Annotated in this window: 8 protein-coding genes; 3 read left to right on the forward strand and 5 right to left on the reverse strand. The window is 63.7% G+C overall.

Annotated elements, in window-relative coordinates:
- Nucleotides 1-31 precede the first annotated feature (31 nt).
- Nucleotides 32-457 carry a DUF1330 domain-containing protein gene (locus FXV83_RS40635; RefSeq protein WP_148745646.1) on the reverse strand — a complete coding sequence of 142 codons (426 nt, stop codon included), beginning with the start codon at nt 455-457 and terminating at the stop codon, nt 32-34.
- Between the two features lie 166 nt (nt 458-623).
- On the opposite strand from FXV83_RS40635, the gene FXV83_RS40640 reads away from it, so the two are divergent.
- Complete coding sequence (locus FXV83_RS40640) at nt 624-2,834, forward strand: transglycosylase domain-containing protein (RefSeq protein WP_148745647.1); 2,211 nt, start codon at nt 624-626, stop codon at nt 2,832-2,834.
- Between the two features lie 324 nt (nt 2,835-3,158).
- Here the strand turns inward: FXV83_RS40640 and FXV83_RS40645 are convergent, their stop codons facing one another.
- The 4 genes from FXV83_RS40645 to FXV83_RS40660 form a co-directional block, all read right to left on the reverse strand.
- A complete protein-coding gene (locus tag FXV83_RS40645; protein ID WP_148745648.1) occupies nt 3,159-3,998 on the reverse strand; it encodes a M48 family metallopeptidase in 840 nt (279 codons plus the stop codon).
- 207 nt (nt 3,999-4,205) lie between these two features.
- Complete coding sequence (locus tag FXV83_RS40650; protein ID WP_148745649.1) at nt 4,206-5,534, reverse strand: polyhydroxyalkanoate depolymerase; 1,329 nt, start codon at nt 5,532-5,534, stop codon at nt 4,206-4,208.
- A gap of 121 nt (nt 5,535-5,655) precedes the next feature.
- On the reverse strand, nt 5,656-6,474 hold the full coding sequence (locus tag FXV83_RS40655; protein ID WP_148745650.1) for an ABC transporter permease: 819 nt from the start codon (nt 6,472-6,474) through the stop codon (nt 5,656-5,658).
- A gap of 160 nt (nt 6,475-6,634) precedes the next feature.
- Nucleotides 6,635-7,438: an ABC transporter ATP-binding protein gene (locus tag FXV83_RS40660; protein WP_148745651.1), complete on the reverse strand. Its 804-nt coding sequence runs from the start codon at nt 7,436-7,438 to the stop codon at nt 6,635-6,637.
- 189 nt (nt 7,439-7,627) lie between these two features.
- Between FXV83_RS40660 and FXV83_RS40665 the strand changes: the two genes are divergently transcribed.
- Nucleotides 7,628-8,938 (forward strand): ActS/PrrB/RegB family redox-sensitive histidine kinase, encoded by a 1,311-nt coding sequence (locus FXV83_RS40665; RefSeq protein WP_148745652.1) that lies wholly within the window; start codon nt 7,628-7,630, stop codon nt 8,936-8,938.
- A 103-nt stretch (nt 8,939-9,041) separates the two neighbouring features.
- On the forward strand, nt 9,042-9,596 hold the full coding sequence (locus tag FXV83_RS40670; protein WP_187436523.1) for an ActR/PrrA/RegA family redox response regulator transcription factor: 555 nt from the start codon (nt 9,042-9,044) through the stop codon (nt 9,594-9,596).
- Nucleotides 9,597-9,754: the final 158 nt, after the last annotated feature.

Raw genomic sequence — 9,754 nt, forward strand, 5'->3', positions numbered from 1 at the left:
CAACGCAACTGTAATGCTAGCCCTCCCTCGCTCAAGCCGGTATCTCGCCAAAATTCTTCCGCACCGGCAGCACCGCGTGCCGGATCAGGCGCGAGTCCTCGACCGCCGCCTGCCGGTGCTTCACCGCTTCGCGATAGACGGGATCGCGGATCATCTCGACGAACGCTTTGACGCTCGGGTATTCGGCGATGAAGCAATGGTCCCAGCGCTCGTCCTGCGGACCGATCAGCATCAGCTCGAATTTGCCTTGCCAGACGATGCGGCCGCCAAGCCGCGCGAACACCGGGCCGCTCTCGCGGCCATAGGCCGCATAGGCTTCCGCGCCGGACACTTTGCGCCCGTCGGGATAGGCTGCCTCTTTGCGCAGCCGCACCAGGTTGAGCATGTGGATCGGACCGGGGCGGTCGCTGTCCCGGAATTGCGCAAAGATCTCCTTGGTCGGATCGATATGGCCCATGCGTTTTTTCCTCTTTTTGTGCACCGATCTTAGCGCCGCCGGCTGGCGAGCGGAACTGTGGCGGGCGAATGCCGCACCTCCTAATCGCGCGTTAAGCTCTGGGTAACCGGGCCTTAAACAGCGACCGCTAGCGTGCGGCGGGGCGGGCTGACCGGGCGTTTTGCGTATGGCGTGGGGAAAGAAAAAGGGTGGCGGGCGGAAAGAGCCGCTATTCGGCCTGCCCGCGGCGCTCGCCGATCTGCGCCTGACGGTGGCAGACCGCATCCCCAACGCCGAGGACAAGCCGAAAAAATCCGCAAAATCACCCGCCAAGCGCAAGGGCGAGAATTCCGGTGATGAGCCGCCGCGCGAGCGCAAGGCGCAGGCCAGCCGCAGCGGCGCCAAGCGCCGGTCGAAGTCGCGCGGCGGGTTTAGTCTCGGCCGTCTCGTCTATTGGGGCGCGGTGCTCGGCCTGTGGGGCGCGATCGCCGTGGTCGGAGTCGTGGTCTGGGTGGGCGCGCATCTGCCGCCGATCCAATCGCTGGAAATCCCAAAACGCCCGCCGACGATCCAGATCGTCGGCATCGACGGCAGCATGCTGGCGCAGCGCGGCGAGATGGCCGGCGCCAATGTGTCGCTGAAGGATCTGCCGCCCTATCTGCCGAAGGCCTTTATCGCCATCGAGGACCGCCGCTTCTATTCGCATTTCGGCATCGACCCGGTCGGCATCCTGCGCGCCCTCGTCACCAATGTGCTCCACCGCGGCGTGTCGCAGGGCGGCTCGACGTTGACGCAGCAGCTCGCCAAGAATTTGTTCCTGACCCAGGAACGCACCATGGCGCGCAAGCTGCAGGAGGCGGAGCTCGCAATCTGGCTGGAGCGCAAGCATTCCAAGAACGAAATTCTCGAACTCTATCTCAACCGGGTCTATTTCGGCTCCGGCGCCTACGGCGTCGAAGCCGCGGCGCAACGCTATTTCGGCAAGTCCGCGAAGAACGTCACCGTCGCTGAAGCTGCGATGCTGGCCGGCCTCGTCAAATCGCCGTCGCGGCTGGCGCCGAACCGCAATCCGGAAGGCGCGGAAGCGCGCGCGCAAATCGTGCTCACGGCTATGGCGGATGCTAAATTCATCGCCGAAGCGCAGGCCAAGGCCTCGATCGGCCATCCCTCCTACAACGTGAAGCCGGTCGGCGCCGGCACCGTCAATTACGTCGCCGACTGGATCGGCGAGGTCCTGGACGATCTGGTCGGCCAGATCGACCAGAGCATCACGGTCGAGACCACGATCGATCCAAAGCTCCAGAGCGTGGCGGAGGCCGCCATCATCGACGAGCTCGCAGCCAAGAGCGTGAAGTTCAATGTCAGCCAGGGCGCGCTGGTGGCGATGACGCCCGACGGCGCGGTGCGCGCCATGGTCGGGGGGCGGAACTACGCCGACAGCCAGTATAACCGTGCGGTCACCGCAAAGCGCCAGCCGGGCTCCTCGTTCAAGCCGTTCGTCTATCTGACCGCGCTCGAAGCCGGGCTGACGCCCGACACCGTCCGCCAGGACGCGCCGATCGAGGTCAAGGGCTGGAAACCCGAGAACTACACCCATGAATATTTCGGCGCGGTGACGCTGACGCAGGCGCTGGCAATGTCGCTCAACATGGTCGCGATCCGCCTCGGCCTCGAGGTCGGGCCGAAGAACGTGGTGCGCACCGCGCACCGGCTCGGCATCTCCTCAAAACTCGAGCCCAACGCCTCGATCGCGCTCGGCACCTCCGAGGTCTCGGTGGTCGAGCTGGTCGGCGCCTATGCCCCCTTCGCCAATGGCGGCTTCGGGGTGGCGCCGCACGTGGTGCGGCGGATCAAGACGCTCGACGGCAAGCTGCTCTACATGCGCCAGGCCGACGAGCACAACCAGGTCATCGAACCGCGCATGGTCGGGATGATGAACACGATGATGCGGGAGACGTTGATCTCCGGCACCGCCAAGAAGGCGGAGATCCCCGGTTGGCCGGCGGCCGGCAAGACCGGTACCAGCCAGGATTATCGCGACGCCTGGTTCATCGGCTACACCGCCAACCTCGTCACCGGGGTCTGGCTCGGCAATGACGACAACTCGCCGACCAAGAAGGCGACCGGCGGCGGCCTGCCGGTGGAAGTCTGGTCGCGCTTCATGCGCACTGCGCACGAGGGCGTGCCGGTCGCAAACCTGCCGAGTTCACCAGGTGGTTGGGGCCTGTCGAATTTGGCGCAGGCGGCATCGCAAGTGTCGCCGCCGACAGCGGCTGCTCCAGCGCCGGTCGCCAATGGCGGCTACCGCCCGCCGCCCACGCGCGCCAATGTGCGGCCGGAACCAGCGGCCGGACTCGATGGCTGGCTGATGGACCGGCTGTTCGGCGGAAATCGGTAGCGTCGGCCTGAGACCTCTGCAGCCTCAAAACAAAAACTGAAAAACAACCCCATGCACAGTAGCCGGGGATGTCCGGCGCGTTGCTCGGTGGATTGTGCGAAACCTTTGAGGCGACGACGCAAATCGGGAGCGCGGCGCAATCTTCGCTGCAACGGGCGAGAGTCGCGCGAAATGCGCTGATGTCGCCTCATTCTCAACTGTCATTCCCGCGCAGGCGGGAAACCAGTACGCCGCAGCTTCTTGGTTCAACAACAACCGCCTCGGAATACTGGATCGCCCGGTCGAGCCGGGCGATGACACCTTCCAAAACCGGAACAGCCAGTCCTAATCCTCGGCCCCATACCGGTGCAGGTCGTTGCCGTAGGTGTCGAGCCACTTCTTGGCGCGTTCCATCGACGGGCAGACTTTTCCGCACACGCGCCAGAACCGCGCCGAGTGGTTCATCTCGACGAGATGGGCGACCTCATGGGCGGCGAGATAGTCGAGCACGAAGGGCGGCGCGAGGATCAGGCGCCAGGAGAACGACAGCGAGCCGGCCGAGGTGCAGGAGCCCCAGCGGCTGGATTGATCGCGGATCGAGAGCCGCTTGACCTTGACGCCGAGTTCGCCCGCATAGGCCTCCGCCGAGCGCTGAAGATCGCGGCGCGCCTCGCGCTTGAGGAAGTCGTGGACGCGGCGGTCGGCATGGTCGACTCCGCCGGCGACGCAGAGAATGCGTTCACCGGAATCGCGCACCTCGGTCCACACCGTGCCGCGCGTGCCGGCGCGATGAACGATGCGATGGGGCACGCCGCGAAGCGGTATCAATGTGCCCGGCTGGAACGGTGCCGCCTTCGGCAATCGGCCGAGACGCGCCGCGATCCAGGCGCCATGACGCTGCGCGAAGTCTTTCGCCTCGGCGAGCGTGCCGCGCGGCGGCATGGTGAGGATGGCCTCGCGGTCGCTCGGATGAATTCTCAGCGTGTAACGGCGCGCGCGGCGGTGCCGGCGCAGCCGAATCGCGAAAAATTGCGATCCATGAGTGATGACGAGGGTCTTCGGTTCGTGGGGCCGCCGATAGAGGAGCGCGCGAGTGGCCATGTCTGTGAGTCCGGGGGGCAGGAGTGCGCCCGGATTCTGCCATAACCGCCGCCAGGGAAAGCGCTCGGCGCAAAAACAAATCATTTGCCCAATATACAGGGGTCAGGCGTCCGGGAGACCCTACAGACTGGGGTTGGAACCCCAATTTTTCGCCCCCGCTGAACGCATGCGGCACCCCCAAGGGGTGAGGTAAGACTCACTCCTAGAAAGCTACCTAAATACCGCGAATCTGGAGGGAACCAGCCCTCCGGCGGACTTCGAATTTTCGACGGGAAAGCCGAAAAACGGGAGCTATTCCGCTGCGAGAGCCTGCAATGAGTTCGGATTCGCTGCGGAGAGCATGAAATCGTGTATCCGCGGCACGATTTCCGACTTGAAGCGCGAGCCGTTGAACACGCCGTAATGTCCGACGCCCTTCTGGACGTAATGAACGCGGCGATGATCGGGGATCGAGCTGCACAATGCGTGCGTTGCTTCGGTCTGGCCGAGACCCGAGATGTCGTCGTTCTCGCCTTCGACCGTCATCAATGCGACGCGCGTGATCTTCGAGGGATCGACGCGGGTTCCGCGATGGGTCATCTCGCCCTTCGGCAGCGAGTGCTTGACGAACACGGTGTCGACGGTCTGAAGATAATACTCGGCAGGGAGGTCCATCACCGCAAGATATTCGTCGTAGAAGTCGCGGTGCTTGTCGACAAGGTCGCCGTCGCCCTTCACCAGATTGGCGAACAGCTGCTTGTGAGCATTCATATGTCGGTCGAGATTCATGCTGATGAAGCCGTTCAGCTGCAGGAATCCCGGATAGACGTCGCGCATCATGCCCGGATGCGGGAACGGCACCTTTGTAATGACGTGGTTGCGGAACCAGTCGATGCCGCGCTCCTGAGCGAGATTGTTCACGCCGGTCGGATTGCGGCGGGTGTCGATCGGCCCCCCCATCAGCGTCATCGAGATCGGCACGAAGGGATCGCGCCGCGCTTCCATGATCGAAACGGCGGCAACGACGGGAACGGAGGGCTGGCAGACCGCCATCACATGGGTGTTGCCGCCGAGAACGTGCAGCATCTCGATGATGTAGTCGATGTAATCGTCGAGATCGAAGCGGCCATCGCTGAGCGGCACCATGCGGGCGTCGGCCCAGTCGGTGATGTAGACGTCATGCGCCGGCAGGAAGGCTTCCACCGTGCCGCGGAGCAGCGTCGCATAATGGCCCGACATCGGCGCCACGATCAGCACGCGCGGCTGCGGGCTGCGCAGGGGACGGGCGAACTTGCGATCGAAGTAGAGCAGCCGGCAGAACGGTTTTTCCCAGACCGAACGGATCTCGACGGGAACGCGGATGCCGTTGACCTCGGTGTCGTTGAGACCCCATTCGGGCTTGCCGTAGCGGCGCGTGGTACGCTCGAACAATTCGCAGGCCGCGGCGACCGATTTGCCGACCTCGGTGCGCGCCCAGGGATTCAGGGGATTCTGAAACAGGAGCTTGGTCGCATCGGTGACGGCGCGCGCCGGATTGAGAGAGGCCTGCGCCATCTCGTACATCCAGTACATCGGCGTCGTCAGGACCGGACTGCCTTCAGCCGCCAGGGGCGGCGCGCCGCCGAACTCACCAATAGGCATGATCATATCCCTCTTCGCATCGCAGCATACTGCCGAATGCGTAATATTGCGTCAATGCATGGTTCCATAGATCTACGTGCCGCACACGGCTAAACCAACCTGAATCCACGGGAAAGTGAAGCTATTCGCCGCCCGACAGCAGCGAGCCGTTTTTCTTGGCGCTGCGCAAAAGGGCAAGGAATGCCCCAAAAGATGCAACCAGCAGCGCCGCATTGATCGCCAGCGCATCCAGCATCAGGTCGGTGCGGAAGGTGCTCTCGATCAGGAGTGCGCGCATTCCCTCGAACACATAGGTCGGCGGCAGCGCCCAGGCGACATATTGCAGCCAGACCGGCAGCACGCTGGCGGGATAGTAGACGCAGGCAAGCGGCAGGATCGCGAACATCAAGGTCCAGACGATGCTCTCGGCTCCCAGGCCGTTCCGCAGCACCAGCCCCGAGACGAAGATGCCGACCGACCAGCTGGTGAAGATCAAATTGCAGAAGAAGGCGATCAGCGGCAGGCCGAGGCCATAGACGTTGAAGTGAAACAGGAACAGCGCCAGCAGCGTCATCGGAATGATGCCGATCGCGAGCCGGATCAGGCTCATGATCATCAGCGACAGCAGAAACTCGATCGGCCTCAGCGGGCTCATCATGAGATTGCCGATGTTGCGCGCCCACATCTCCTCCAGGAACGAGATGGAGAAGCCGAGCTGTCCGCGGAACAGGATGTCCCAGAGGATAACGGCGCCGATCAGCGTGCCGCCGGCACGCGCGAAGAAATTGGCGTTCTCTGCGATGTAGATCTGGAGGAAGCCCCAGGTAATGACCTGCAGCGCCGGCCAGTACAGCAGCTCGAGCAGCCGCGGCCAGGACGACATCAGCAGATACCAGTAGCGCAGGATCATCGCGCCGATGCGGCGCACGGAAATGCCGCGATGGAGGGACAATTCACTCATTGCCGCACCCTCCCCAGCAACGAAGGGAACGCAGCATGCGGCCTATCCAGGCCGTCATTGCGAGGAGCCCTTGCGACGAAGCAATCCAGAGTCTTTCCGCGGAAAGATTCTGGATTGCTTCGCTTCGCTCGCAATGACGAAAGAAACGCCCCTACCCCACTCATCGCGCGGCCTCCCGAACGCCATTCCCCCGGCCGCGCGCGACATCCAGGAACACTTCCTCCAGCGTCGAGCGATTGTAGCGCGCCATGATCGCCTCGGGGGTATCGTCATCCTCGATGCGGCCGCGCTTCATGATGATGACGCGATCGCAGAGCCGCTCGACCTCGAGCATATTGTGCGAGGCAAGCAGGATGGTGGCATTGTTGTCGCGGCGATAGCGTTCCAGGTGCGCCCGCACCCAATCGGCCGTATCAGGATCCAGCGAGGCGGTTGGCTCGTCCAGCAACAGCAGCTCCGGCTGGTTGATCAGCGCCTTGGCGAGCGCGACCCGGGTCTTCTGCCCGGCGGAGAGCTTGCCGTTGGCGCGGTCGATGAACTCGGTGAGGTCGAGATCGCCAGCCAGCTTTGCGATGCGGTCAGCAAGATGCTTCACCGCATAAAGCTTGCCGAAGACGGTGAGGTTCTGCCGCACCGTGAGCCGCATCGGCATGTCCACATAAGGACTCTCGAAATTCATCCGCCCCAGCACCGCGGAGCTCTGCTCCGGCATCCGGTGCCCGAGCACCCGTACGCGGCCGGAGGTCGGCAGCACCAGGCCCATGATCATCGCGATGGTGGTGGTCTTGCCGGCGCCGTTGCCGCCCAGCAGGCCGGTGATGCTACCGCGCGGAAGCGAGAATGAGATGTCGTCCACCGCGCGGGTCTGCTTGTAGACCTTGACCAGACGGTCGACCTCGATTGCCGCGGACGAAATGCCATCCGCGACAGTCGGCCGACTTGAAGCATTGTCGTTCCCGGTCATGCTGGGGCCGTTCTTCCGCCATTGCGGGATCAAGCGCAAGGCTTGACGTGAAGACCAGATGCAAAGACTTGACGCCAAGGCTTGTTGTAGAGGCGTGTTGTAGGGCTTGATGTAAGAGGCTTGTAGGGCGATGGAACGGTTGGCCGGGCGTGTTTCTGATCGGCCGCATGCATCGCTGGATTGGAAGAGATGACCGAGACCGCCGATACCGACTTCCGCAATCCGCAGCGACACATCCGCCTCGACACGATCCTGCGGCTGCGCTGGCTCGCGGTGCTGGGCCAGCTCGCTGCGATCTTCATCGTGGCGCAGGGGCTGGAGTTCAACGTCGAGATCGTGCCCTGCGTCAGCATCATCGCGCTGTCGGCGGCGGTCAATCTGGCGCTGCAAACCGCAGCCAACCCGATGCAGCGGCTCGAGCCGATCCAGGCGGCCGGACTGCTTGCGCTGAACATCGTGGAACTGGCGGGATTGCTGTTCTTCACCGGCGGATTGCAGAACCCGTTCTCGTTCCTGTTCCTCGCGCCCGTGCTGATCTCGGCGACCGCGCTGCCGGCCCGGCTCACCTTCGGCCTTGGTCTGCTCGCCGTGGCCTGTGCCTCGATCCTGTTCTTCTTCCATTTGCCGCTGCCCTGGGATTCCGACGATCCGCTGGTGCTGCCGCCGATCTATCTCGTCGGCGTCTGGCTCTCGATCGTGCTCGCGATCGGCGTCACCAGCCTCTACTCCTTCCAGGTGACTCAGGAGGCGCGCAAGCTTGCGGACGCGCTGGCTGCCACGGAGCTGGTGCTGACGCGCGAGCAGCATCTGACCCAGCTCGACGGGCTCGCTGCGGCCGCCGCGCACGAGCTCGGCACGCCGCTCGCGACCATCTTCCTGATCTCGCGCGAGCTGGAAAAGACGGTGAAAGAGCCGAGCTTTGCTGCCGACCTGAAAACCTTGCGAGAGCAGACGCAGCGCTGCCGCGACATCCTGAGCAAGATCACGCAGCTCTCCCCCAGCGGCGCGCCGTTCGACCGCATGAAGCTGTCCGAGCTGATCGAGGAGGTGGTGGCACCGCACCGCGATTTCGGCATCGACATCAAGGTCCGGATCGCAGTTGCCGCCGCGGCCGAACCGGTCGGCTCGCGCAACCCGGCGATCCTCTACGGCGTCGGCAACATCATCGAGAACGCCGTCGATTTCGCCAACACCACCGTCGAGGTGAACGCCTGGTGGAACAACGATACCACCGAGATCGTGATCTCCGACGATGGCCCGGGCATTCCGCCCGACCTCCTCAACCGGATCGGCGAGCCCTATCTGTCGCGGCGGCGCAGCCAGGACGAAGGCGGCGGCCTTGGACTCGGTGTCTTCATCGCACGCACCTTGCTGGAACGAACCGGCGCCAAGGTCGCGTTTACCAATCGGACTTTCCCGGACCATGGTGCGGTGGTCCGGATTGCGTGGCCGCGGCAGCGTTTTGAGGCTATCGAGACGCTTGAAGAAACAATAGGATAGGGCGCGACCTTGCGTCGCACAACAGGGCCGATCGACTATTGGCGGCCTTGGCACCGCCTGATTGCGACGCCATATGTGGACGCGCTGGAGAGAGGACAAAACCTTGAACGCCATCGCCGAACTGAACGAACAGACCGACCGCTCGCTTCTCATCGTCGAGGACGACAAGCCGTTTCTGGAGCGGCTATCGCGCGCGATGGAGACACGCGGCTTTGCGGTGACATCGTGCGACACGGTCTCGGATGGTCTTGCACAGATCGGCAAAGCGGCGCCCGCATTCGCCGTGGTCGATCTGCGGCTCGGCGACGGTAACGGCCTCGACGTCGTCTCGGCGCTGAAGAAAAAGCGGCCCGATGCCCGCGCCATCGTGCTGACCGGCTATGGCAACATCGCCACCGCCGTGACCGCGGTGAAGATGGGCGCGATCGATTATCTCTCAAAGCCTGCGGATGCCGACGACGTCGTCGCCGCGCTGCTCTCGACCGGCACGGACAAATCCGAGCTGCCGGCGAATCCGATGTCGGCCGACCGCGTGCGCTGGGAGCACATCCAGCGGATCTACGAGATGTGCAACCGCAACGTCTCGGAAACGGCGCGGAGGCTGAACATGCACAGGCGCACGTTGCAGCGCATTTTGGCCAAGCGCGCGCCGCGTTAATTCAGCGCTCAGATCTATCACCGTCATCCTGAGGTGCTCGCCTTGCAAAGCAAGGCGAGCCTCGAAGGGCGACGGCCCGGCTGCATCGAGGCCGTGCATCCTTCGAGGCTTTCCGATGCGGTGCAAATGCACCGCATCGCTCGCACCTCAGATCCTAT

The sequence above is a fragment of the Bradyrhizobium hipponense genome, from assembly GCF_008123965.1.
Taxonomy (GTDB): Bacteria; Pseudomonadota; Alphaproteobacteria; order Rhizobiales; family Xanthobacteraceae; genus Bradyrhizobium; species Bradyrhizobium hipponense.